This window comes from Flavobacterium sediminis, from assembly GCF_003148385.1.
Classification (GTDB): domain Bacteria; phylum Bacteroidota; class Bacteroidia; order Flavobacteriales; family Flavobacteriaceae; genus Flavobacterium; species Flavobacterium sediminis.
On sequence record NZ_CP029463.1, the window covers coordinates 1,597,820 to 1,623,021 of the forward strand.

General features: G+C 35.1%; 26 protein-coding genes. 19 read left to right on the top strand and 7 right to left on the bottom strand.

Translation table 11 applies throughout. The features are described from left to right. The first annotated feature begins 97 nt into the window (after positions 1-97). The 7 genes from DI487_RS07405 (at position 98) to DI487_RS07435 (ending at position 6,406) form a co-directional block, all read left to right on the top strand. Entirely contained in the window at positions 98-310 is a 213-nt protein-coding gene (locus DI487_RS07405; RefSeq protein ID WP_109569071.1) for a hypothetical protein, read from the top strand. 3 nt (positions 311-313) lie between these two features. Then, positions 314-2,008 carry a glycosyltransferase family 9 protein gene (locus DI487_RS07410; protein WP_109569072.1) on the top strand — a complete coding sequence of 565 codons (1,695 nt, stop codon included), beginning with the start codon at positions 314-316 and terminating at the stop codon, positions 2,006-2,008. Positions 2,009-2,079: 71 nt separating this feature from the next. After that, positions 2,080-2,364: a hypothetical protein gene (locus tag DI487_RS07415; protein ID WP_109569073.1), complete on the top strand. Its 285-nt coding sequence runs from the start codon at positions 2,080-2,082 to the stop codon at positions 2,362-2,364. Between the two features lie 33 nt (positions 2,365-2,397). Continuing rightward, positions 2,398-3,399: a recombinase RecA gene (gene recA, locus DI487_RS07420; RefSeq protein WP_109569074.1), complete on the top strand. Its 1,002-nt coding sequence runs from the start codon at positions 2,398-2,400 to the stop codon at positions 3,397-3,399. A 106-nt stretch (positions 3,400-3,505) separates the two neighbouring features. After that, the gene (locus DI487_RS07425) at positions 3,506-3,916 is read left to right on the top strand and encodes a membrane lipoprotein lipid attachment site-containing protein (RefSeq protein WP_146193392.1); all 411 of its coding nucleotides are present in this window, start codon (positions 3,506-3,508) and stop codon (positions 3,914-3,916) included. 12 nt (positions 3,917-3,928) lie between these two features. Continuing rightward, positions 3,929-4,471, top strand: coding sequence for an RNA polymerase sigma factor (locus tag DI487_RS07430; protein ID WP_109569076.1), 543 nt, complete (start codon positions 3,929-3,931; stop codon positions 4,469-4,471). An 18-nt stretch (positions 4,472-4,489) separates the two neighbouring features. Next, a complete protein-coding gene (locus DI487_RS07435) occupies positions 4,490-6,406 on the top strand; it encodes a hypothetical protein (protein ID WP_109569077.1) in 1,917 nt (638 codons plus the stop codon). Positions 6,407-6,502: 96 nt separating this feature from the next. Here DI487_RS07435 and DI487_RS07440 read toward each other — a convergent pair whose 3' ends face one another. Next, positions 6,503-7,237 carry a lysophospholipid acyltransferase family protein gene (locus DI487_RS07440; RefSeq protein WP_109569078.1) on the bottom strand — a complete coding sequence of 245 codons (735 nt, stop codon included), beginning with the start codon at positions 7,235-7,237 and terminating at the stop codon, positions 6,503-6,505. Positions 7,238-7,429: 192 nt separating this feature from the next. Here DI487_RS07440 and trpS point away from each other — a divergent pair, with 192 nt between their 5' ends. Beyond that, the gene (gene trpS / locus DI487_RS07445) at positions 7,430-8,398 is read left to right on the top strand and encodes a tryptophan--tRNA ligase (RefSeq protein ID WP_109569079.1); all 969 of its coding nucleotides are present in this window, start codon (positions 7,430-7,432) and stop codon (positions 8,396-8,398) included. A gap of 71 nt (positions 8,399-8,469) precedes the next feature. Here trpS and DI487_RS07450 read toward each other — a convergent pair whose 3' ends face one another. From DI487_RS07450 to hemH, 5 genes are read right to left on the bottom strand one after another with little or no spacing between them, the layout of a single operon-like run. Beyond that, positions 8,470-9,246: an enoyl-CoA hydratase/isomerase family protein gene (locus DI487_RS07450; RefSeq protein ID WP_109569080.1), complete on the bottom strand. Its 777-nt coding sequence runs from the start codon at positions 9,244-9,246 to the stop codon at positions 8,470-8,472. 13 nt (positions 9,247-9,259) lie between these two features. Further along, positions 9,260-10,729: a sensor histidine kinase gene (locus tag DI487_RS07455; protein WP_245896553.1), complete on the bottom strand. Its 1,470-nt coding sequence runs from the start codon at positions 10,727-10,729 to the stop codon at positions 9,260-9,262. Then, a complete protein-coding gene (locus DI487_RS07460; protein ID WP_109569082.1) occupies positions 10,722-11,282 on the bottom strand; it encodes a CopD family protein in 561 nt (186 codons plus the stop codon). The genes DI487_RS07455 and DI487_RS07460 overlap by 8 nt, the downstream gene beginning before the upstream one ends. 1 nt (position 11,283) lies before the next feature. Next, positions 11,284-12,624: an MATE family efflux transporter gene (locus DI487_RS07465; RefSeq protein ID WP_109569083.1), complete on the bottom strand. Its 1,341-nt coding sequence runs from the start codon at positions 12,622-12,624 to the stop codon at positions 11,284-11,286. A gap of 15 nt (positions 12,625-12,639) precedes the next feature. Next, positions 12,640-13,659, bottom strand: a complete 1,020-nt coding sequence (gene hemH / locus DI487_RS07470) for a ferrochelatase (RefSeq protein ID WP_109569084.1) — start codon at positions 13,657-13,659, stop codon at positions 12,640-12,642. A 244-nt stretch (positions 13,660-13,903) separates the two neighbouring features. Between hemH and DI487_RS07475 the strand changes: the two genes are divergently transcribed. The 3 genes from DI487_RS07475 to DI487_RS07485 are packed head-to-tail and all read left to right on the top strand — an operon-like array spanning position 13,904 to position 16,281. Beyond that, positions 13,904-14,635, top strand: a complete 732-nt coding sequence (locus DI487_RS07475; protein ID WP_146193394.1) for a hypothetical protein — start codon at positions 13,904-13,906, stop codon at positions 14,633-14,635. A gap of 21 nt (positions 14,636-14,656) precedes the next feature. Then, positions 14,657-15,445: a hypothetical protein gene (locus DI487_RS07480; RefSeq protein WP_109569086.1), complete on the top strand. Its 789-nt coding sequence runs from the start codon at positions 14,657-14,659 to the stop codon at positions 15,443-15,445. Positions 15,446-15,456: 11 nt separating this feature from the next. Then, on the top strand, positions 15,457-16,281 hold the full coding sequence (locus tag DI487_RS07485; protein WP_109569087.1) for a hypothetical protein: 825 nt from the start codon (positions 15,457-15,459) through the stop codon (positions 16,279-16,281). 50 nt (positions 16,282-16,331) lie between these two features. Here the strand turns inward: DI487_RS07485 and DI487_RS07490 are convergent, their stop codons facing one another. Continuing rightward, complete coding sequence (locus DI487_RS07490) at positions 16,332-17,204, bottom strand: helix-turn-helix transcriptional regulator (protein WP_109569088.1); 873 nt, start codon at positions 17,202-17,204, stop codon at positions 16,332-16,334. A gap of 230 nt (positions 17,205-17,434) precedes the next feature. Between DI487_RS07490 and hemA the strand changes: the two genes are divergently transcribed. The 8 genes from hemA to hemF are packed head-to-tail and all read left to right on the top strand — an operon-like array spanning position 17,435 to position 25,174. After that, a complete protein-coding gene (gene hemA, locus DI487_RS07495) occupies positions 17,435-18,685 on the top strand; it encodes a glutamyl-tRNA reductase (RefSeq protein ID WP_109569089.1) in 1,251 nt (416 codons plus the stop codon). A gap of 10 nt (positions 18,686-18,695) precedes the next feature. Then, a complete protein-coding gene (gene hemC, locus DI487_RS07500) occupies positions 18,696-19,619 on the top strand; it encodes a hydroxymethylbilane synthase (RefSeq protein WP_245896554.1) in 924 nt (307 codons plus the stop codon). 11 nt (positions 19,620-19,630) lie between these two features. After that, entirely contained in the window at positions 19,631-21,373 is a 1,743-nt protein-coding gene (locus DI487_RS07505) for a TrkH family potassium uptake protein (RefSeq protein ID WP_109569091.1), read from the top strand. 12 nt (positions 21,374-21,385) lie between these two features. Continuing rightward, the gene (locus DI487_RS07510) at positions 21,386-22,093 is read left to right on the top strand and encodes a potassium channel family protein (protein WP_109569092.1); all 708 of its coding nucleotides are present in this window, start codon (positions 21,386-21,388) and stop codon (positions 22,091-22,093) included. 1 nt (position 22,094) lies between these two features. Continuing rightward, positions 22,095-22,754 carry a uroporphyrinogen-III synthase gene (locus DI487_RS07515; RefSeq protein ID WP_109569093.1) on the top strand — a complete coding sequence of 220 codons (660 nt, stop codon included), beginning with the start codon at positions 22,095-22,097 and terminating at the stop codon, positions 22,752-22,754. A 43-nt stretch (positions 22,755-22,797) separates the two neighbouring features. After that, complete coding sequence (hemE, locus tag DI487_RS07520) at positions 22,798-23,823, top strand: uroporphyrinogen decarboxylase (RefSeq protein WP_109569094.1); 1,026 nt, start codon at positions 22,798-22,800, stop codon at positions 23,821-23,823. 23 nt (positions 23,824-23,846) lie between these two features. Beyond that, positions 23,847-24,206 carry a four helix bundle protein gene (locus DI487_RS07525; protein WP_109569095.1) on the top strand — a complete coding sequence of 120 codons (360 nt, stop codon included), beginning with the start codon at positions 23,847-23,849 and terminating at the stop codon, positions 24,204-24,206. A 35-nt stretch (positions 24,207-24,241) separates the two neighbouring features. After that, a complete protein-coding gene (gene hemF, locus DI487_RS07530; protein ID WP_109569096.1) occupies positions 24,242-25,174 on the top strand; it encodes an oxygen-dependent coproporphyrinogen oxidase in 933 nt (310 codons plus the stop codon). Positions 25,175-25,202 lie beyond the last annotated feature (28 nt).

Here is a 25,202-nt window from a genome sequence, read left to right on the forward strand (position 1 = left end):
GGCAAAGGTAACAATAATCGATTAAAAATAACTGTAAATCTTTTTTTAGAGAATTTTTCAGAAAAATAGTTTATATTGCGATGTAAATTTTAAGGCTATGAATAGACGTAACTTCTTAAAAAATTCAGGAAAGGTACTTTTGGCTACTTCAGCTATTGTAATTACAGGTAATTTAATAGCTTCTTGTTCCTCGGATGACGGTGATAACTTTAGTAATGGTTATTATGACGACGGATATTACGATGACGGGTATTATGATGATGGTTACTACGATGATGGCTATTATGACGATGGTTATTACGGAGGTTAAGATTTGAAAAAAATTCTTTTTTTACATGATACAGCCCTTACTTTAAAAAGAGGGGCAGAGTTAACGATTGCCCAACTGGTTTCAAAAGGAAATGAGTTGGGCTTTCTTGTTGAAGTCGATTTACTTGATAATCTTGAAGAAGTCCAAACACATATTTTATCGCAAGATCTACTTATCATTTGCAATACATCAAGATGTAAGTTTGAACGTGATATTTTAAATTTTGTTTTAGATTCCGAAATTCCGTTTTGTAAGATAGAGTTTGACTATAATTTCTGTGTTCGAAGGAATATTCTATGCACGTTAGACAGAAATATCAGAAATTGTTGTGATACCGATAAATTTCATTTGTATCGTACCCTTTTTGCTAATTCTCAACTTAATATTTTTCAATCGCCAAAACACTTTGAGGCTCACGTTGCATTCTATGGCGAAGCTGTTTCCCATAATTATTTGGTTATGCCACCTACAGTGGATGTGGAAAATATTTCTATTTCAGATGAGAAAACAGATGCAATTCCTTTTTTTAGTGAGTTAAGTTACTTAAAAGGTGGCGATGCTTTTGTGGATTACGCATTGGAACATCCTAATAAGAGTTTTGTAGTCTATGGAAGTAATAAACTTAGAAGAGATATTCCTGAAAATATAGAATTCAGAGAGCCGATTGATAATGCGGAAGTTTTAAAAGTTTTAGGTAAAACTAAAGAGATAGTTATTAAACCGGTTTGGCCGGAACCATCGGGAAGATTGGCTGCGGAAGCATTTCTATCAGGTTGTGAATTGATAACCAATGATAGAGTAGGAACATGGTCTTTTGACTTTTATCCAGATGATAAAGAGCGTGCAAAAGAAGAAATGCAGTCTGCTATTCCGGAGTTTTGGGATAAAATTAAAGCTATTTCAAAACAAAATGTTGTTTCCAAATCGTTAGGAAAGGTTTTGTTGTTGAAAAGTTATGCCGGTTTAGGGGATATCTTTTTTACACTTCCTGCTGTTTATAAACTGAAGAAAGTTTCTGAGTCGGTAACCTACGCATTGAGTCCGCGTTTGGTAAGCTTCTTTCAAAAATACTTGAAAGGAATTCAAGTTGTAGATGCTACTCAAATAGACCATGCTGAATTTGATACGGTAATTGAATTCGGTAACTATCCTATTTTTGATAGGAGTGTAGATCAAATAGAGTATGTTACCAGTAAAAAAGTAAAACAGCATTCAATTCAACATTATATAGATGCGGTTTGTCGTTTTCATAAAGAGTTATCAAATAAGTATACAGGATTTCCGTATTTTGATCGTGAAACGGATTTTGATAATCTTCACTACACACTACATCCCGGAGCCGGATTTCTATTAAAAATTTGGCCTACGGAAAACTATGCAGAGCTTATAGAAGAGATTTACAGAGTTTTTCCAAAACTAAGATGTAAAATTATTTTAGGAAAAGACGACCCCAATCCGCAGCAATTTTTGTCAAAAGAATATTCTCATATTGATTTGGTTACGGGAGATTTACATGAAGTTGGCGAAGCCATGGCAGCAGCAATCTTTCATATTGGAAACGATGCAGGTATTACCCATGTAGCGGGAGCTTTTAATGTGCCAACGGTTGGTATTTACGGGCCGACAGGTCCGGGTTCTTGGGGAGTTTTTCTGAGCAGAATGAAATTGTATGGGGAAAACCCGGAAATTGTACGTTGAAGTGCAATTATGATGTTATCATTAACTGTAAAGATAGAGTTTGTTTGTCGTCAATTTCTGCTGTAAAAGTTATGGAAGCATTGTTTAAGTTATTGCAGAAAACTTATGATACTGAAGACTTTGATGTTTTTTTAAACCCTGTTTCAGTATATGATTTAACCGAAAAAGATTGTCTTGTTAAATGGAGGGAAAATGAAGTTTTACTTGAATTCCAAAATGAAGAGATAAGAAAGTATGTCTCAGAGTTGCTAAAAAAACCGATCCATACTATGGAAGAGTTAGAACATAATGATATTTTTCATTTTTTTTATGAAAATGAACTTTTATTTTTAATACCCAAGATTTTACGAGAATAAAAAATTGTATTTTTACACAAAATAAATTGATGTATGAGTTCAGATAAAGAAGCCAAATTAAAAGCCCTTCAATTAACGTTAGACAAGCTAGATAAAGCTTATGGTAAAGGAACCGTAATGAAAATGGGAGATTCTGCTGTTGAAGAAGTAGAATCAATATCTTCAGGATCGTTAGGACTTGACCTAGCTTTAGGAGTAAATGGATATCCGAGAGGAAGAATAATTGAGATCTACGGACCTGAATCGTCTGGTAAAACAACGTTAACATTACATGCCATTGCAGAGGCTCAAAAAGCAGGAGGAATTGCCGCTTTTATAGATGCCGAACATGCATTTGATCGTTTCTATGCAGAAAAATTAGGTGTAGATATCGATAATTTAATTATTTCACAACCTGATAACGGAGAACAAGCATTGGAAATTGCAGAAAGTTTGATTCGTTCAGGAGCAGTTGATATTGTAGTAATAGACTCGGTTGCTGCTTTAACACCAAAAAGTGAAATTGAAGGAGATATGGGAGACAGTAAAATGGGATTACATGCCCGTTTAATGTCACAAGCGTTGCGTAAATTAACCGGTACTATTCATAAAACAAATTGCACGGTTTTCTTTATTAACCAGTTGCGTGATAAAATCGGGGTAATGTTCGGAAACCCGGAAACAACAACAGGAGGTAATGCCTTGAAATTCTATGCTTCGGTTCGTGTGGATATTCGTAAATCATCTCAAATCAAAGATGGAGAAAATGTGATAGGAAATCGTGCCAAAGTGAAAATTGTAAAGAATAAAGTGGCACCGCCTTTCAGAACAGCTGAGTTTGATATTATGTATGGAGAAGGAGTTTCTAAAGTCGGTGAAATTTTAGACCTGGCAGTAGACTTTGAAATTGTAAAGAAAAGCGGTTCGTGGTTCAGTTACGGAGAAACGAAGTTAGGACAAGGTAGAGATGCCGTTAAGACACTTATAAAAGACAATCCGGAACTGATGGAAGAACTGGAAGAAAAAATCAAAGAGACTATTAAAAATCAACACTAAAAAAGAGAATCCCGAAATATTTCGGGATTTTTTTTTAAATTCAACGCAACCTTTTGATTAAAAGTGTATCATATAAATAAATGCCCCCATATAAAAAATAAGAATGATGAAAAAAATAGTTCTGTTATTAAGTTTGTTGTTTATAGTTTCGGCTTGTAGTGTTAACAATGATGAACCGAACTTTCATTATGAACTGTTGCCAATAGAAGAAGTTGAGCTGCCTACTGAATTTGTAATGGGTGAGACCTATCAGATTAAGGTATGGTATTATAAGCCCTCTACTTGCTATTCTTTCGGAGGTTTTTATTATGAGAAGAATTTGAATGAAAGAACAATTGCTATCCAAAGTGTCGTTTTGGATTCAGAAACATGTCAAACAGTTACAGATGAACTGAAATCGGCGACATTAGACTTTTATGTAACGAACAATGGTTCTTATGTGTTTAAATTTTGGCAAGGTGTTGATGAAAATTTGGAAAATATTTTTTATGAAGTAGAAGTACCGGTTGTGAATTAACTAAAATGAATTTTGATAGTAGAGCAACTTATACATGATTGTAAGAAAGGAAATACTAAAGCTCAGGAGCAAATATACAGACTTTTAAGTCCTAAGATATTTGCAGTCTGTCTTAAGTATTCAAGAAGTTATGAGGAAGCTCAGGATAATTTACAAGAAGGTTTTTTATTGCTCTTTGAAAAAATAAATCAGTATCAGTTTAAAGGTTCTTTCGAAGGTTGGGCTAAGCGGGTAGTTATTAATTATGTATTACAGCAGTATAGGACAAAAGGAGTTTTTGAGATTATAAGTGAGAATCTTCCGGAACAGGAAGAAGTAGAAGTAGAAGATGAGAACATTTCATTAGAATTTCTGACTCAGATCATTCAGGCATTACCGGATCGTTATCGACTGGTTTTTAACTTGTATGTTATCGACGGATATTCCCATAAAGAAATTGCCGAAATGCTGGACATTAATATAGGGACGTCAAAATCTAATCTGGCAAGAGCCAAAGCAATATTAAAAGAACGTATTGAAAAACATAATCAGTCTATCTGGCCCAATGTAAAGTGATGTTTTACAAATAGTGTAATGAAAGAAAATAAAAACATAGAAAGATTGTTTCAGGAAAAGTTCAAAGATTTTGAGGTACAACCGCCTCAGGACGCTTGGAGCAATATTGAAGAAAGACTAAATGAAAAGAAGAAAAAAAGACGTGTTCTTCCGTTTTGGTTTAAAGCTTCCGGAATAGCGGCTTCTTTAGTTTTAGGCTTTTTCTTGTTCTATTTTGCTAAAGATTCCTTTTTTCCAGGTATTATAGATAGAAGTAAACCTGACGGAGGACTAACAAATGAAGTGCCGGGGTTAGTAAACGGAAAATCGAATACAGAAAAAACAGAACAACAAGATAATGAAAAATCAGGTTTCGACCAGAATAATCCAAATGGGGTTTTTGTGCAACCCGGGGAGATCGTTACAGGTGTTGATAATGGCAGAACCTTAAATGAAGCAGGGGAATCATCTTCTTACCGGGAAGATCAATTTGTTGATTTAGAAAAACAACAAAATAAACGGACTGAAAGAGGAAATCGTTCAGAAAAGAACCAATTGGTAAAGCCGTCAATTTTAAAGAAAGGGGAAGCTTTAGTTAATAACAACCGAGAAGAAAACGAAAAAGCAGGTCAAAACAATTCGGATAGAAATAGTTTAAAGTGGGTTGAAACCGAACCTTTGACCAATAATAATTCAGGAATATCTGATCATAAAAACAAACAACAGGAAGGTTTGATTTTACAAGAAGAAGGAGATTATCAAAATGACCTGATAAATGAATTGAAACAGCAGCAAGCAGAGCAAAATATTGCTGATGCAAAGACCAATAAAACGAATTACCAAAAGGGAAAAATTGCTATTGAAGAAGACAATGACGGACTTGTAAACGGACAAGGAGTAAATAATACAATTGTTCAGAATAACAATAACGGAAAAGAAAAAACTAATGTAGAGGAATTGTTAAATCAGATCAATACCGGTGAGGAACTTACAGAAGGTGTAATTGATTTTAACAAAAATGAAATTGATGGAATAGCAGAGTTTGATAACAACGTCAAGGTGATAGACAGTTCCTTATTTAATAATAAGGTTCTGGCTGATTTAGAGAAACAGATTGTTCAAGATAGTTCTCAAGTTGCAGAAGTATTAAAAGAAGAAAATGCGCTTGAAAAATTGCTCAAAGAAAAAGAAGAGGGAAAGAATGCTGATGAAAAAGAAAAAGAAGAGAAAAGAAATAAATGGGCTGTCAGTACTAGTGCGGCACCCGTTTATTTTAATTCTCTAACAGAAGGATCTCCTTTGGACGAGCAATTTGCATCTAATACAAAAAGCTATCAAACATCGTTGAGTTACGGAGTTGGAGTACAATATCAGGTTACGCCAAAATTAGCACTTCGAGCCGGAATAAACAATTTGGCACTTAGTTATGATACGCAGAATGTATATCATTCTTCTGTATTGAAGCGAAGTATCGGAACACAACAGTTAGCAGAAAGTACATTGCATGTAGATAGAACCCAAGCGGCTCAAAGTGTAGTACTTTATAATAAAAGCGCAAATGTTTATGGTGATGTTGAGAATTTCACACAAGATGAGATAGGAAGCCTGAATCAACAGATCGGCTATATTGAGGTTCCGTTTGAGTTGACGTATAAGCTTTTAGATAAAAAATTCGGAATAGAAGTTATAGGTGGTATGAGTACCTTATTTTTACAACAAAACGAAGTGAAATTACTTTCCGAAGGAATGGAAATGGATTTTGGTAAAGCCAATAATTTGAACAATATACATTTTAGTAGTAATGTCGGTTTGGGTTTTAAATATGTGTTTTTTAAATCATTTCAAGCGAATTTACAACCAATGTTTAAATACCAGATCAATACGTTTAGTGAAAACGCCGGAAATTTTAAACCGTATGCCATAGGTTTATATACCGGTATAAGCTACCATTTTTAATAAACTTTAGTTGGTTAGGCTTAAATTTTTAGTTAAGTGTTCTGTAGCTTGTAAAAGTATAGAACTGAAAAAGTCCCGCAGAATACGGGACTTTTTTTAATGTTTTAAATCTTTTAAAACAATTTCCCGGACTTCTTTCTTCAAATGGGATTTATGGTCAAGTGTCATACCTGTAGTTTCAATAGGTTTGTGAACGGTAACACGCATTCTCCCCGGTTTTCCGCTAAAGAAACGAAATGGAAATCGCCTTTTATTGTCAATAAAACTCATGGGAACAACAGGAATTTGGTGTTCAATGGCTAAACGAAAAGCACCGTCTTTAAACTCGTCTAAAATAATACTTTCATCGTCCGGTACACCGCCTTCCGGAAAAATACAAATGCTTAACCCTTGATGTAATCTTTTCTGTGCTCTCTCAAAAACTTGATATCGGCTTTTGCTACTACTTCTGTCGACCATGATACAAACCCTTTTATAGAAAAAACCGAAAATAGGAAACTTAGAAAGTTCTTTCTTGCCGACAAATACAAAAGGATTGTTTTTAACAACGATCAGCATTAACATAATATCGGTCATTGAGGTATGATTGGCAACTAACATATAACTTTTTTCTTTTTCAAGAGGAGCTTCCCATTTGATTTTATGATAAAACCCCATACCCCAAAGGACAAATTTGGCCCAAAAGCGAGCCACTCTGAAAAAAAGTTTATAAGTACTTTCTGAACTTACTAATACTAATAAAACCGGTGAAAGAACAAGAATCGGGATCATTACCAGAATGTAAAACCAGATACGCCAGAAAAACCAAAAGATATATTGTAGAATTTTCATTGAGAATTGTCTGTAGGTGTTTTTTATTTAATTACTTTACCTCTATGTAGGCAAAACTTCTGATGTCAAAAATAAGAATATTTGACATTAAACCGAGAAGTTCCCGGTTTCTTTATGAATAAAAGCATAAGTATGGCGGTTTTCTTTTCTCCTTACACTGAAATGTCCTAATTTTGCAAAAAATTATATAAAATGGCAAAAATACTTACTGGAGTTCAAAGTACAGGAACGCCACACTTAGGAAATTTGTTAGGAGCTATTCTTCCGGCCATTGAAATGACCCAAAAGCCGGAGAACGAATCGTTCCTATTTATTGCAGACTTGCATTCTATTACACAAATTAAAGATGGCGAGTTATTACGCGCTAATACCTATAGTGTTGCGGCTACATGGCTGGCATGCGGATTAGATACTCAAAAAGTAGTATTCTACCGTCAAAGTGATGTTCCGCAGGTTACAGAACTTTCGTGGTATTTGAGTTGTTTTTTTCCGTACCAACGTTTAACGTTGGCACATTCTTTTAAAGATAAAGCAGACCGTTTAGACGATGTAAATGCCGGATTGTTTACCTATCCGATGCTAATGGCAGCCGATATTTTATTGTATGATGCTGAATTTGTTCCGGTAGGGAAAGATCAATTACAACATTTAGAGATTACCCGAGATGTTGCTTCCCGATTCAATCATCAAATGGGAGAAACGTTTGTGCTTCCGGAAGCAAAGATCGATGAAACTATTATGATCATTCCAGGAACTGACGGAGAGAAAATGAGTAAATCGCGCAATAACTTTATCAATATTTTTGAAGAGGATAAAAAGTTGCGCAAACAGATTATGGGTATTCAAACAGATAGTACGCCTTTAGAAGAACCTAAAAATCCGGATACGTGTAACTGCTTTGCTATTTACAAGTTATTAGCCACTCCTGAACAAACAGCGGAAATGCGTAAAAACTATTTAGCCGGTGGTTATGGTTACGGACATGCAAAACAGGCTTTGTTTGAATTGGTCGTTGAAAAATTTGCAACTCAAAGAGAAAAGTACCATTACTATATGAACAATCTGGAGGAGGTTGACAAATTGTTATTGGCCGGTGCTGAAAAAGCAAGCGCAATTGGTGGTAATGTGTTAAGACGTGTTAGAGAAAAATTAGGATACTAAATTTTTAACCGATAATATAGCAATAAAAAAACTGTCATTCTCTACATTGAAAATGACAGTTTTTTGTTTTTTTATTTTCCCGGAAAATTAGCTTTGCGTTTTTCTAAGAAAGCGGTTGTACCTTCTTTAAAATCTTCAGTACCGAAACAAGCTCCGAAGTTGTTGATTTCTATTTCAAAACCGTTTACACCATCCTGATAGTTGGCGTTTATAGCTTCAATAGCTTTAGCAATAGCCACTCCTGAATTTTTATTTATCTTTTGAGCAATTCCTTTGGCAAAATCCAGTAATTCGGCTTGTGTAACTACATGATTTACGAGTCCGTAATTTAGCGCCGTATTAGCATCGATCATTCCGGCTGTCATGATCATTTCCATTGCTCTTCCTTTTCCAACTAATTGTGCCAGACGTTGCGTTCCTCCATAACCTGGAATAACACCTAAAGTTACTTCGGGTAAGCCCATTTTTGCGTTATCTGATGCGATACGGAAATGACAAGCCATTGCTAACTCTAATCCACCTCCTAAAGCAAAACCATTGACAGCAGCAATTACCGGTTTGTTAAGATTTTGTACATAGTCAAAAAGTAATTCCTGACCTTTGGCGGCAAGTTTTCCGCCTTCTTCTACACTAAAATTAGCAAATTCCGAAATATCAGCTCCTGCCACAAAAGCTTTTTCACCACTTCCGGTTACAATAACGGATTTAACAGTTTCATCAGTAGAAAGTTTTGCAAAGGCTTGGTGTAATTCTTCAATAGTACTTTTATTAAGAGCATTAAGTTTTGTTGGGCGGTTGATCGTAACAACAGCGACATGGTCTTGAATGTCAATTAAAATATTTTCCATTTGTTTTTAAAATTTATTCAGTTATAGGTAAATGAACATAAAATATTGTTCCTTTGTTTTCTTCACTTTCAAAGGTAATAGTTCCGTTATAATTTTCAATAATGTTTTTAATGATAGCCAATCCTAAACCCATTCCGCTTGATTTAGTAGTGAATTTAGGTTCAAAAACATAAGGCTTGTTTTCTTCCGGTATTCCCTTTCCGTTGTCCTGTACTTTAATCAAAACAGAGTCGCTCTCCTGTGTTACGGCAATCAGTACTTTTTTATTTTCCTGTTCTTCCGGTATAGCCTGAATACCGTTTTTAACTAAATTAGTGATGATGCGGATAAGTTGGGTTCTGTCTAATTTAGTAACGATCTTCTCTGTTGAGGATTGAAATTCAATATAGTCTTCATTGAAGATCTCCAGAGTCAGTTTGATTACCTTAACGATATCTAATGTTTCATTTTGCTGCGCCGGCATAGAAGCAAAATTAGAAAAAGCACTGGCTACTGAACTCATGGTATCTATTTGCTGAATGAGTGTTTTAGTAAAATCATCTAATTTTTGCTTAATGTCAGGATCGTTTTCATTAAACTTACGCTGAAAGCTCTGAACTGTTAAACGCATTGGAGTCAACGGATTTTTAATCTCGTGGGCAACTTGTTTTGCCATTTCACGCCAGGCTTGTTCTCTTTGGCTTTGAGCCAATTTTGTAGCGCTGGCCTCCAATTGATCTACCATGTTGTTGTAGGACTGTATCAGTAGATTGATCTCTTTGCTTCCGGCTTCCAGCTCAATCTTTTGATTCAACTGATTAAAATTAGTTTCTCTTATTTTATCACTGATGATCTTTAAGGATTGAGTGATATAACTTGATAAGAAATAAGATAAAATGATAGCAATCAAAAACATTAAGATATAAACCTGACCAAACCGGATCAGAAAGTTCTTGATCTCATTATCATAAAAAGTAGTATCCTCTTCATAAGGAAGGTTTAAAATAGCCAAAGGTTTAAATTTGGTATCTTTGATATAAGAGTAGGACGATCGAAATTGTTGTCCGTCACGAGTAGTAAATTCAATATAGCGTTTTTCTAAAGAATTTCGTAAGATTTGTAGTGTGGCTTTATTGATCTTAGGTTGAACACTATCCAGTTTAAAAACGGCTTTCGAAGAAACCAAAAGATTTCCTTCCAAATCATAAAAGTTGATTTCCATACTGTGGATATCAGATAGCTCAAAGATCTTTTCTTTAAAAATATAGGGGATATTTTCAGTCGTCAGCGGGTAAGTTGTGGTTTGCAGAACATAATTGATATGTTCTAAAATAGAGTTCTCTTTGCGCTCTAACCGATCTTGATGGTAAACTTTGGCTTCTTTGCGAAATTGATAGATAGAAACTCCGGCAATTAAAACAGAAGCAATCAAAGTCAACAAGATCATGGAGAAAAAAATTCTCGTACGCAATGATAACCTTTTTATGCTAAACCAATCAGTCATTGTTTTTTTCGTTACGCTCTCTTATCTTTTTATAGAGTTTAAATCCTATCATTAATAAAACGGAAAATAAAATAATCCCGATAACACCAAAAATCCAGTTAATGGCACTTTTTAAAATCACTAAAAAAACAACAGCAAATAAGATGATCGTTGCTCCCTCATTCCATAGTCTGAAGAATGAAGAAGAATGCTTTATCTCATTTTTTTGCAATTGCAAAAAGATTTGATGGCATTTCAAATGGTATAGATACAGTAAAAAAACAAAAAAGAGTTTAACATGCATCCATGGCATTTGTAACCAGATTTTTCCCGCTTCTGTAAAAAATAACATCCAAAAAGCAAAAATACTTGCCAGAACAGCACTGGGCCATGTAATGATATACCACAAACGGTATTCCATTAATTGGTATTGTTTCATTAAAATATCTTGTTCCGGTTGAGATTTATCTTTTGCTTCTGCATGATATACAAACAGCCTGACAATATAGAAGAGTCCGGCAAACCAGGTTACGACAAAAATAAGATGTAGCGCTTTTATATAATTGTATTCCATTTTACGATTTGTTAAGTGTAGCTATAATTTCTTTTCTCAAAAAATATCCGGTGACTATTGTAGCCAGAAAATCAGATATCGGAAAAGCAAGCCATACCCCAAAAGTATCGAAATATTTCGGTAAAATTAAAACTAACGGTATTAAGAAGAAACCTTGCTTGGTCAATGTCAATAATAAAGCGGGGATCGCTTTACCGATAGCCTGAAAGTATGCAGCGCCGATCAATTGGATAGCAATAATAGGGGTAACAGCAAAAACCCATCGCAAAGCATCAGAAGAACTGTGTATAATGGTTTCATCAGTCGTAAATATCCGAATGATAGATTCAGAAAAAACAAAAATCCCTAAGAAAATGATGCTGGCTAAAACTGAAGCGGAAATTACAGAATAATAAATGGATTGTTTAACTCTGGCAAATTGTTGAGCGCCAAAATTATAACCCGCAACAGGCAAGAAGCCTTGTGTAATGCCTAAAATAGGAAATAAAGCAAACATAAGCATTCGGTTGATAATACCATAAATAGTAACGCCTGCTTCTCCTGAGTGCACAAATAAAGTAGTGTTAACAATAATAGCCAGAAGACTTACAACCCCTTGACGTGCAAAAGTAACGAAGCCTAATGATGAAATTTCCTGAACTATTTTTCCTTTAAGTATAAGATGCGAAGTTGAAATTCTGATTTCTGATTTGGCAATGAAAAACCATAAGATGAATATGAAACATAAAAAATAAGAAATTGAAGTAGCCAAGGCTGCACCGAAAATACCATAATTCAAAACCTTAATAAAAAGAATGTCAAGAATTAGATTTCCAAAAGCAGGTATTAGCATGGCATACATGGCAAATTTTGGTTTTCCTTCAGCACGGATCACAGTGTTTCCTGTCATGCAAAGCGCTAAAAAGGGAACTCCGAACAAAACGGGAAAATAAAATTCCCGGGCAGGCTTAAGGATTGCCCCGTTAGCACCAAACAGAACAAGAACCTTATCTGAAAATAAGTAACCGATCGTTACAGAAACGACAGCTAAAACAAGAGTCATGGTTAGCTGGTTGCCAAAGGTGTTTCTTGCTTTTTCAGGTTCTTTAGCGCCTAAAGCTCTTGAAATAATAGAACTTCCGCCTACCCCGATAGCCATCCCTAAAGATGAGATCAAAAAGGTAAAAGGTAATACAACGGAAACCGCAGCAATTGCTAATGAACCTATCCATTGTCCTACAAAAATGGTATCAATTAAGATATTCAATGACATAAATAAAATCCCTATTGATGCCGGAATAGATTGCTTCAATAAAAGTTTTTTAATATCTAATGTACCTAATTCGTCAGAAGTTATTGCCATTTAATAATAGTTGATTTATGCTAAAGCCCATTGATCGATCCATCGACTTAAGGTTTTCACCCAGTCGTCATTATCATTAAGACACGGAATAGCTAAAAAGTTTTCGCCTCCGTTTTCTTTAAAGCTATGAGCAGCTTCCATTCCTATCTCTTCTAAGGTTTCCAAACAATCTGAAACAAACGCAGGAGTAACTACAGCCAGATTTTTGATCCCTTTTTGTGCCAGTCCGTCAATTGTGGCATCTGTATAAGGTTGTAGCCAAGGATCTTTTCCTAAACGGGATTGGAAAGAAGTGCTATATGTACCTTCGGCTAAGCCCAAGAATTCTGCAACCTGCTTCGTCGTTTCATAACACTGATGGCGATAACAAAAGTCATGAGCTTTCGATGGAGTGTTGCAACAAGTTCCGTCTATCTTACAATGCGATTGGGTAACATCTGATTTTTTGATATGACGTTCCGGTACACCGTGATAGGAAAACAATAAATAATCAGAATCAAAACTTTCAAGAGACCTTTTTATAGCGTTAGATAAATCTCTTATATAGTCCTTTTGGTTGTAAAAAGCAGGTAAAACGGTAAATTCCATATTCGGAAAATTCTTTTTACGGATTTTTTCAGCCAAAACTAATATTGTTTCAGTAGTTGCCATAGCAAACTGCGGATACAGAGGAATAAGCAATACTTCTTCAACTCCTTTATTGTTTAATTCCTGAAGTCCCTTTTCAATACTCGGACTTCCGTACCGCATGGCGAGTTCAACGGGAACACTCACATTTTGTTGAACTTTATTTTGTAATCTTTCTGAAAGAACGATTAACGGTGAGCCTTCCGGCCACCATATTTTTTTGTATGCCTCAGCAGATTTTTTAGGTCTGGTGTTTAATATAATTCCTTTGACTAAAAAAGCTCTTAATAAATAAGGGACATCAATGACTCTTTCATCCATTAAAAATTCGTCCAGATATTTTTTTACGTCTTTTACAGATGTACTATCCGGAGATCCTAAATTAATTAATAAAACTCCTTTTTTCATTTTTTTCTTCAAATGTAAGGCTAAATTTTTTTGAATGGAATTTTTTCAGATTTAAAAAATAATGCTTTGTAAAAAAATCAAAAAATGTTTTTAATATAACGCGATTTTTTTATTTAACACATTTTCGTAACAATTAACATAATTACAACATTTTTTTAAGAAATTGTTAAAATAAGTTTAAGAGGTTTCAAAAAAAATTGATATCTTCAATGCTGAAAATCAAATCTATACATAAATCATTCTTATGAAGAAAAGTTACTTACTATCAGTGATTTGCCTCGCTGGGTTTGCTTGTGTGCATGCGCAAGTAAGTGGTGTAGGCATTAACGAAACGGTGCCGGAGCAGGCATTACATCTTGGATCACCCACGGGCACTATCCGTGTTGAAGGATTAAATGAGACCAATAATGAGTTTAACGGAGGTGGTACAAATACATACCCATTATTTGTTGATGATCAAGGAAGCTTAACTCTTGAGTTCAGGTCTCTTTATAATAGTGAAGGTTCTGATGCTTTAAATCCAGCTACCTTGCCGGAATCTGTAGTTTATTTACCCGGCGGAGACGAAGACGGCGTTGAAGTGGCAGAACTCTTTAGCTTTACGATCAATACAAATAGTTTAGCTTTATTGGAAGTAAAGTACAGTATTAGTTTTGAGGTTTTTCAAAACTTAGCGGAAGATGTTTTAACAGATATGGCCGCAAGAAGAGTCAATACGTATTTTATGCTTGATGGTTTGTCCAGACAGTTTGGACACGCTTCAAAATGTTATACCGGAGGATCGCGTGATAGTAAAACCGGATTGATGTATAATACTTCTACAACCTACATAACTCTGCCGGCAGCTGGTAGTTATACGATTCGCTTTTTTGGTGAAGTTTCATCCGGAATCACAGCCAGTACATCTTTTACAGGAAAGGAAACCTGCGTGAAATTTGCCAGAGGAAATGATTCATTATTGTTCAGATTACATTAACCCCCTCATAAACTACTTACTATGAAACATAATTATTTTAAAAAAATACTACTGTTAGTCATACTGTTAAACTATTGTGTAGTGAATGCCCAAGATGTAGGTATAGGAACTGAAACCCCGGAGGAAACGTTGCATATTGCAGGTCCTAATACTATAAGAGTGGAAAGTTTCAGTACGGCAAATAATCCGCTAAATAATGGAGTAGACCTAGCTCCGGTATATGTGGATTATAGAGGTAATTTAACTTTGACTCCGCCAAGTTATAATCTCGGAATGGGGCTTCCGATAAACTTTTTAATTGATGTGCCTAATTTTGTTCCGGATAACCTTTTGATGTTAGCTCCTCCTTATGATAAATTAGGGAGAGTGGTTAGTAATCCGGCTGGAGTTACTTATGCAGAGCAATTTATTTATAGTGTTCCTTTTACAGCTCCTCAGAATTGTACTATAGAGGTTAAATACGGACTGACGTTTCTGATGTCTTCTCTTGATTTAACAACAAATCCACCGGAAAGTATAAGTGATCTAAAAACAAGAGTTATTCAGACATTTTTTTGTATAGATATTAATAATGATGGTTTATCACCTGCAGAATATGCTGTTAAATATGGTTTTAACGGACAATCATACGGGAGTGATGCCGGAGGAGCATTGGGGTATTCTTATATGAATAGTCAAGGTTTTGCTTCATTACCACCCGGAACACATTCATTATATTTTTTCGGTGTAGTACTGGATAACCCGAATGTTGAAACTTATGTAGGTTTTGGCGGGGCGAGTGATTACTTAAAAGTTAGAGTGTACAATTAAATTTTACAATCATGAAAAAAATTACATATATATATATTGTTTTAAGTGCTTTTGCTGCTAATTCGCAAGTGGGAATTAAAACCTATACGCCGGAGGAAGAATTGCATATCGCGGGAACCGATTCTAATATTAGAATAGAAGGTCTCGGGCAGTTTTACAATCCGAATAATTTAGGAACCGGATTGACGACCAAAGTTTATGCTGATGCAAATGGAGATTTGGTGCTTGGAACATTACAGGACAATGTTGACGTTATTTTTGATTCTGAAAATTATTTAGAAGATGTTCAGAATCCAACCTCTTTAATTAATCAAACAGGAGAAGGATCAGGATTTAGTGAAGTTGGTATACCCATAGGAGGTACAGCTACTTCCTTTACATTGACCCAGCCGGCAATTGTTGAGGTTAATTATTCTGTGAGTTGGAATATCGGAAAAAATGCTACGGACAGATCCAGACTGGATGACTATAGAGCAAGGATTATTCAAACAGGAATATATTTCAGGCAAGGTAACTATTTAGGGCCAACAGTCATAACTGATTATTATGGAAACCCAATTAACGGAATACCTCTTTGTATTACGTCAACCTGTAGTGAACAAGCTGGTGTTATTGCAATTAACGGGCAGTTTTACAATAATAATTACCTAAAAGAAGGAGAATGGAAAAATTTCAGAAATACGGCTTCCGATTATGTGATTTTGGGACCGGGAACCTATACACCTATGTTTGTGGCGCAGTTAGCGGTTCGTGATACTTCAGGAACCGGAGCCGTGAAGATGTATGTAGGAGTAGGGGCTGATGAATTGCAGATTATTGCTTATTACTTTAACTAAAATAAAGGATGAAGATATAAAATAAAAAAGAGCGCTATAAGCGCTCTTTTTTATGAATTGACATTTAGATTCAATAGATATTTTTTTGGGGTTATCCCGAACTTTTTCTTAAATGCTGTAATAAAATGACTGGAAGTACTATAGCCCACTTTTAGTCCCACTTCGTTAACATTATAAGATCCGGAATCAAGCATCTTACGAGCCACTTCCATTTTATAATCAAATAAAAAATTGAAAACGCTATCGCCGTAAATTTGTTTAAAGCCTACTTTTAGTTTTTTTAGAGATAATCCTACTTCATCTGCCAGTTCCTGTAATCCGGGAGGCTCTGCTAAGCGATTGATGACTATTTCTTTAGCTTTTTTAATTTTTAATACATTTTCTTCATCAATGAGAAACGGACAATTTTCAGCCGATGGATCTTCATTTTTATTAAAATACAAACTCATCAACTCATAACATTTTCCTTTTAAATATAGGTTTTTCAGGGACGAGTTTTGATTGTAATTAAAGATCTGGTTTAAAACAATAGCCATTGAAGGGCTAATGTCTTCCTCTCCATAGTATTTTTTTTCTAAGTTATCCGGACTTAAAAAAGGTATTTTTTCGGCATCGTTAGAGAATAATGTATGGAAACGTTTTATTGATATTAAAACAGATACGACCCATGATTTCGGGGCAAGTTCTAAGTGCAGAGGAAGCTCTTTTTGCGGATTATAGAGTAATAACGAAGATTCCTCTTTTAGTTCTAAGGCATAAGTGCCTTGGTTGAATATGAATTTCCCTTTGCCTTTCACATTAAAGTGAAATTGTATGAAGCCAATTTTTACCTGTTTTTCAAAATGTTCTTTAAAATCAGAATCATTCTGAAAACGCAACATGGTTAAATCCGGTTCTATTTTTATTTCTTCAAATGAACTCATAGCGATATTTTTTAATAACTTTACAAGTCGTTTCTTTTGGTGTTTATTTAGAATCGTTCTATATAAATAATTTCAAAAGTATTGGTTTTACTACAAATTTAAGATAAAGTTTGTTAGCAAACTATTTTATTACGAAAAAAACCAATAACGAAACAAAAAGTACTTTTAGCGTTATTTTTATAAAAATCATAGTTATACATTTGCTATACTTTAAGGTATAGAGTAAAATTATGAACAACAGTAATACAAATAAGCCCTTGAGCTTTTATGTTGTAGGACTAAGCTATAAAAAAGCAGATGCTGAAATGAGAGGGAAATTTAGCTTAGACGAAAAAGCTAAAAATGATTTATTACAGCAGGCAAAAACTGAACATATAGATAGTTTAGTAACTATATCTACTTGTAACCGTACAGAAATTTATGGTTTCGCTCAACATCCGTTTCAATTAATAAAACTACTTTGTGATAATAGCCAGGGATCTGTTGAAGACTTTCAGCGAGTGGCTTATGTGTATAAAAATAGAGAGGCTATTGATCATATTTTTAGAGTAGGAACGGGTTTAGATAGTCAGATTTTAGGTGATTTTGAGATCATTTCACAGATCAAACAAGGGTTTGTAGACAGTAAAAAGGAAAGTTTGGCAAATGCTTATCTGGAACGATTGACCAATGCAGTTATTCAGGCGAGTAAAAGAGTGAAAAACGAAACTGAGATCAGCTCCGGAGCCACATCCGTTTCATTTGCAGCCGTACAATACATCATGAACAATATTCCGGATATCGGAAACAAGAGAATTTTACTTTTCGGAACCGGTAAGATCGGACGAAATACATGTGAGAATCTGGTAAAGCACACCAAAAATGATCATATTGTTTTAATCAACCGAACCAAAGAAAAAGCAGAAAAGATTGCCGGGAAGTTCAATTTGATTGTAAAAGATTATGCTGACTTACAGGTTGAAATTCAGAATGCGGATGTATTGGTCGTAGCAACAGGGGCACAAAACCCTACGGTTGATGCTGCTATTCTGAATTTAAAGAAACCTTTACTGATTTTAGATCTGTCTATTCCTAAAAATGTAAATGAAGATGTTCGAAACATTGATGGAGTGACTTTGATACACATGGATCACCTTTCTCAAATTACAGATGAAACCTTAGAAAAGCGAAAACAGCATATTCCGGCAGCAGAAAAGATCATTACAGAAGTTGCCGATGAATTTGCAGGATGGACCAAAGCCAGAAAATTTGCCCCAACCATTCATTCATTGAAAGAAAAATTAGCCGATATCAAAAAGGCTGAACTGAATTACCAAAGAAAAAAGTTCGAAAACTTCAACGAAGAACAAGCAGAAATTATCAGTAATCGTATTATTCAAAAGATAACCACACATTTTGCCAATCATCTTAAGGATGAAGACACAATGGTTGATGAGAGCATTCAGTGGATAGAGAAAGTCTTTCGGTTAAATAACAATTAAAACCCTTCCCTTGAAAACAATTCGAATAGGAACACGTGATAGTGAATTAGCCCTTTGGCAAGCCCATACAGTAGAAAAACAATTAAACGATCTGGGGTATAAAACAGAGATTGTAGCTGTAAAGTCACAAGGAGATATTATTTTAGATAAACCACTTTATGAATTAGGAATTACCGGAATTTTCACAAAAACACTGGATATTGCTATGCTAACCGGTCAGGTTGATATTGCCGTTCATTCTATGAAAGACGTGCCGACAAGCTTGCCGAAAGGAATTGTACAGACAGCAGTTTTAAAAAGAGCGAATGTTTCTGATATATTGGTTCATAAAGGCAATCTGGATTTATCAAGTGATAATGTCACAATAGCAACCGGGAGTTTAAGGAGAAAAGCACAATGGTTGCATCGATATCCTGAACATACAGTAGTTGATTTGAGAGGGAATGTCAATACACGCATGCAAAAATTACAGGACAACGAATGGAATGGGGCTATTTTTGCAGCAGCCGGATTAGAACGTATTAACTTAAAACCGGAAAATGTCATTGATCTGGACTGGATGATTCCGGCACCGGCACAAGGAGCTATGTTAGTCGTTGCATTAGAAAATGATCCCTTTGTAATAGAAGCTACAGCTAAACTTAATGATAAGGAAACTGAGATTTGTACGTATATCGAGCGGCAATTTCTCAAAACTTTAGAAGGAGGCTGTACCGCACCGATAGGAGCTCTGGCTAAAGTGGAAAATGAGTATATTTTTTTTGAAGGTGTTCTGTTCTCATTGGATGGTAAAGAAAAATATTTTATCGAAAAAAGTTGTAATTTTGACAATTATAATACTTTTGGCGAAAATTGTGCAAAAGAAATTTTAACCAAAGGAGGCGGTCAGTTAATGCAACAATTAAGAGAAGTATTAAAGACCAAACAAAAATAGAACACTAAAAAATGGAAAGAGAATCTTTACTCAATTATATATATCGATTTTTTGATCTTATTGTTCTCCTTTTCATAGTGTTTGATTTTGGTTATGACTTTGAAGAAAACTTCAACACTCCCCATGTCATAGGATTAATTATTCTGACTTTCGGTTTACTGGGATTTAATGTCTTTAAGTTTTACAAATACAATTACAAAAGCAATATCAAATTAGCTTTAGTGAATATTGTACTTTTAACTTCTTTGTTAATTATTTCCGGAGTCTTAGCCGTTGTCAATAACGATTTTAGTACCCATTACGTTTTACAAAAAATAAAACCGGTCTTGGAAGGAGGTCTGATCTTTTATTTCCTCCTGAGATTAATGGTTTTTGTGCGCCATATTTACGATATTTATTTTAACCCGGCGATTGTATTTGTAGGAAGTTTTGTGATTCTGGCATTAAGCGGAGCTTTTTTAATGATGTTGCCCAGTGCTACAACAAACGGAATTACTTTTACCAATGCATTATTCACAGCAACCAGTGCCGTTTGTGTAACGGGTCTGGCTGTAGTAGATACCGCTAATGATTTTACTATTGTAGGACAGTCTATCATTTTAGTTCTTATTCAGTTAGGAGGAATCGGAATCTTAACATTCACTTCATTCTTTGCTTTCTTCTTCAGAGGTAGTTCTTCTTTTAGAGAAGGTTTGAACACACGTGACTTTATTGCTCATGAGGGTTTAAAAGATGTATTCAGAGCGGCATTAAATGTGGTGATCTTTACTTTATCAGTTGAAATAATCGGAGCTATATTTATTTATACATCCATACTAAAAACAGCAACAATAGAGAATAAATTATATTTTTCTATATTCCATTCCGTCTCAGCATTCTGTAATGCCGGATTTTCCATTTTATCATCCGGACTTTATGACGAACACATCCGTTTCAATTATTATTTCCAATGGATCATAATGATATTGATTGTTTTCGGAGGATTAGGACACAATATCATATTCAACTTTTACCAATATATTAAAACTTACGTCACAGAATTTTTTGATAAAAAAATTGTTCATAAAGACGTTAAGATCATTACACTGAATTCTAAAATTGTAATTTATACGACAACAGTATTGTTGGTTTCCGGTTGGATATTTTTATTCTTTTCTGAATACAACAATACAATGGAAGCTCACCGAACCTTTTTCGGAAAAATAACAACAGCAGCTTTTAACTCAGTAACACCCAGAACGGCAGGTTTCAATGTGATCGATTTTAGCCAGATGACGGTTCCTTCTTTGTTGTTTGTGATCTTCCTGATGTGGATCGGAGCCTCGCCGGCATCGACCGGGGGTGGTATAAAAACCAGTACGTTTGCCTTGGCCACCTTAAATATTTTGGCCATAGCCAGAGGAAAAGAACGCATTCAGATCTTCGGTAGAAGGATTTCAAGTGAATCCACTTCCAGAGCGTTTGCTATTTTATGTATTTCCTTAATTGTAATAGGAATAGCGATTATGGCACTACTGATTTTAGAGCCACAAGGGACGCCTCTTTTAACAGTAGCATTTGAATGTTTCTCAGCTTATAGTACAGTTGGATTGAGTTTGAATTTTACACCTACATTATCAGAACCCAGTAAGTATGTCATTATTGCGGTCATGTTTATAGGTAGAATAGGTATGCTGAACTTAATGATAGGAATCTTACGTCAGATCAACCATCAGTTTTATCAGTATCCGAAAGAAAATATTTTGATTAACTAATAGGAAATAGATATGAAAATCATTGTTTTTGGTTTAGGAAATTTCGGTATGTCTTTGTCTTTAAGTTTGACGGAAACCGGAAATGAAGTGATAGGGATTGACAAAAACATGGAAAAAGTGAATCTTGTAAAAGATAAAATTTCTCATGCTATTTGTATGGACTCTACTAATGAATTGGCTTATGAAGCAGTTCCTTTGAAAGATTCGGACAAAGTTGTCGTTGCGATAGGAGAAAATGAAGGAGCAGCAATCATTACAACGGCAATCATTAAAAAGCTAAGCGATGTAAAGATCATAAGCCGCGCATTATCGCCTATTCACGATACGGTTTTGGAAGCAATGGGAATTCAGAATATCATTCATCCGGAACAGGATAGTGCCGACCGCTTGACAAAGCAGATCAATTTTAAGTCAACATTAGAAAACTATCAGCTCGATGATAATTTTACGATTTCAGAAGTATTGGCAAAACCGGAATTTTTCAACAGAACGGTAGAAGAACTGGATACAGTGGACAAATACCATTTGACATTGATCACCATTATACGTAAAAGAGAAAAACGAAATTTAATCGGGAAAAAGAATATCATTAAAGAGTCTATCGGCAGGCCTAATTCTGACACTAAAATAGAACCCGGAGATATTCTGGTAGTTTACGGAAACAATAAAGACATCGAACATTATTGTTTAGGACAGGAAGAGCACGAGATCAGAAAATAAAATGAAAACCGTTTTATCTACAAAAAAACTTTCTGAAAAGAATAAAATTGTACTTGAGAATTCAGGTTTTCTGATTATTGAAAGGAATTTTATCAAGGTAAAACCTATTCGTTTTCAACTGGAAACATGTAACAATATTATGTTATTTACCAGTAAGAATGCCGTAAAAAGCGTATTGCAAAATAAAAAAGCACGTACAGCTATACTAGAGAAAGAATGTTTGTGTGTAGGTAAGAAGACAAAAAAATTTTTAAAGAAAAAAGGGTTTAAAGTTTCAGATCAAGCCGGAAATGCTAAAGAGCTCGGAAAGTTAATTCTTAAAAAATACAGCGATCAAAGTTTTACGTTTTTTTGTGGTTCCTTACGGCGAAAAGAATTACCGGAAATACTAACGGAGAACGGAATAAGCTTTAATGAAATTAAGGTTTATGAAACAGCACTAAAACCCTATAAAATAAACATAAAAACAGATGCTATTCTGTTCTTCAGTCCGTCAGCAGTTGAAAGCTTCTTAAAAGAAAATATACTGGATGACCAGATGTGCTTCTGTATCGGGAGAACAACAGCAAAAGCGTTGGAAAACCGAACGCAAAATATTGAAATAGCTAATCAACCTACAGTCGAAAACGTAATGGAGGCTGTAATTAAATATTATAATTAAAACCGTGCTGTATGCTATACACTACAGCTTTATATCCTAAAAGATGATAAAAAACGATTTATTCTTAAAAGCCTTAAATAACGAATCCGTAGAACGCCCGCCGGTTTGGATGATGCGTCAGGCAGGAAGATATTTACCCGAATTTAGAGCATTACGTGAAAAGTATGATTTCTTTACGCGTTGTAAAACCCCTGAGTTAGCGTCAGAAATTACGGTGCAACCAATTCGTATTGTAAAGCCCGATGCAGCTATTTTATTCTCTGATATTTTAGTGGTTCCGCAAGCTATGGGAATTGATGTAGAATTAGAAGACGGGATCGGACCGATCATTCCGAATCCGATTCGTTCGATGAAAGATGTAGAACAGGTTCGTATTCCGGATATCAATGAAAGTTTGGGCTATGTAATGGATGCTATTGACATGACAAAAGAAATGTTGAACAACGAAGTTCCATTGATCGGTTTTGCAGGTTCTCCATGGACTATCTTTTGCTATGCAGTTGAAGGAAAAGGCTCAAAAAGTTATGATAAAGCAAAAGGATTTTGCTTTTCAGAGCCGGTTGCAGCACATCTATTATTGCAAAAAATTACCGATACCACTATTGCTTACTTAAAAGAAAAAGTCAAACACGGGGTTAATGCCGTTCAGATCTTTGATTCTTGGGGTGGAATGTTGTCGCCAACTGATTATCAGGAATTTTCGTGGTATTACATTAACCAAATTGTTGAAGCTTTAGCTTCGGAAACCAAAGTGATCGTTTTCGGAAAAGGTTGTTGGTTTGCCTTAAATGAAATGGCAAGATCAAAAGCATCTGCTTTAGGAGTAGACTGGACGTGTTCGCCTAAAAACGCCCGTTATTTAACAGGTGGAAACATTACATTACAAGGTAATTTTGATCCAAGTCGTTTGTTGTCGCCAATTCCGACGATTAAGAAAATGGTTCACGAAATGATTGACGAATTCGGAAAAGACAATTACATCGTAAACTTAGGTCATGGTATTTTACCAAACATTCCTGTGGATCACGCGAAAGCATTTATTGAAGCGGTGAAGGAGTATAATAAATAGTTAACAGTTTTAAGTTTACAGATATGATTGATTATAGGAAATATATTGTTTGGCAAAAATCACATCAATTGGTTTTAGATGTTTACACTATAACTTCAAATTTTCCTAAAACTGAACAGTTTAATCTGATTTCACAAATCAATCGTGCTGTTGTTTCCATACCTACTAATATTGCAGAGGGTTGTGGGAGAGAAACACAAAAAGAGCTTATTCGATTTTTGTATATTTCATCTGGTTCAGCTCATGAATTAGAGTATTTACTATTTCTCTCTGCTGAATTGAACTATTTAGAACTTGAAATTTCAAAGAAAATACTTTCAAATATAGATGAAATTAAAAGAATGTTAGCTTCATTAATTAGTAAAATTTCATCAACACTATGACTGTTAACAGTAAACTTAAAACTGTAAACTAAAAAATGAAAGACCAATTTTACGCCTACATACAACAATTACAAGATCAGATCTGTAAAGGTTTAGAAGATAGTGATGGCAAAGCCAAATTTCAGGAAGACCTTTGGGAACGACCGGAAGGCGGCGGCGGAAGAACGCGTGTTATTGAAAACGGAAACGTTTTTGAAAAAGGCGGTGTGAACATCTCAGCCGTTCACGGAAAATTACCCGATACCATGCAAAAAATGTTCGGTGTGGGTGAAGCTGATTTTTTTGCTTGCGGATTGAGTTTGGTTATCCATCCTAAAAGCCCGATGGTGCCAACCGTTCATGCGAATTGGCGTTACTTTGAGATGTACAATGAAGAAGGAGAGATCATCAACCAATGGTTCGGTGGCGGACAAGATTTAACGCCGTATTATTTGTTTGAAGAAGATGCGAAGCATTTTCACCAAACGTGTAAAACAGCCTGTGACAAACACAATCCTGAATTTTACCCTTTGTATAAAAAGAAGTGTGATGAATATTTCTGGAATGCGCATAGAAATGAAGCACGCGGCATAGGTGGATTATTCTTTGACTATTTAAAAGACACGAGCAATAGCGAATTGGCGAAGCAAACCGATACAAAAATGTCTATGGAAGACTGGTACAATTTCGTAACCGAAGTCGGAAATAGCTTCTTGGACGCATACCTGCCAATAGTAGAACGAAGAAAAGAGTTGCCGTATACAGAAGCCAACAAAACCTGGCAGGAAATTCGTCGCGGACGCTATGTAGAATTCAACTTGGTATACGACAAAGGAACTCTATTCGGTTTAAAAACTAACGGAAGGATTGAAAGTATATTGATGAGTTTACCGCCACATGTTCAGTGGGTGTACAACTATCATCCGGAAGTCGGAAGCGAAGAAGAAAAGTTAATAAAAGTATTAGCCAGTCCGATAGATTGGGTATAAAAAAAGAGCAGTTTTTAAACTGCTCTTT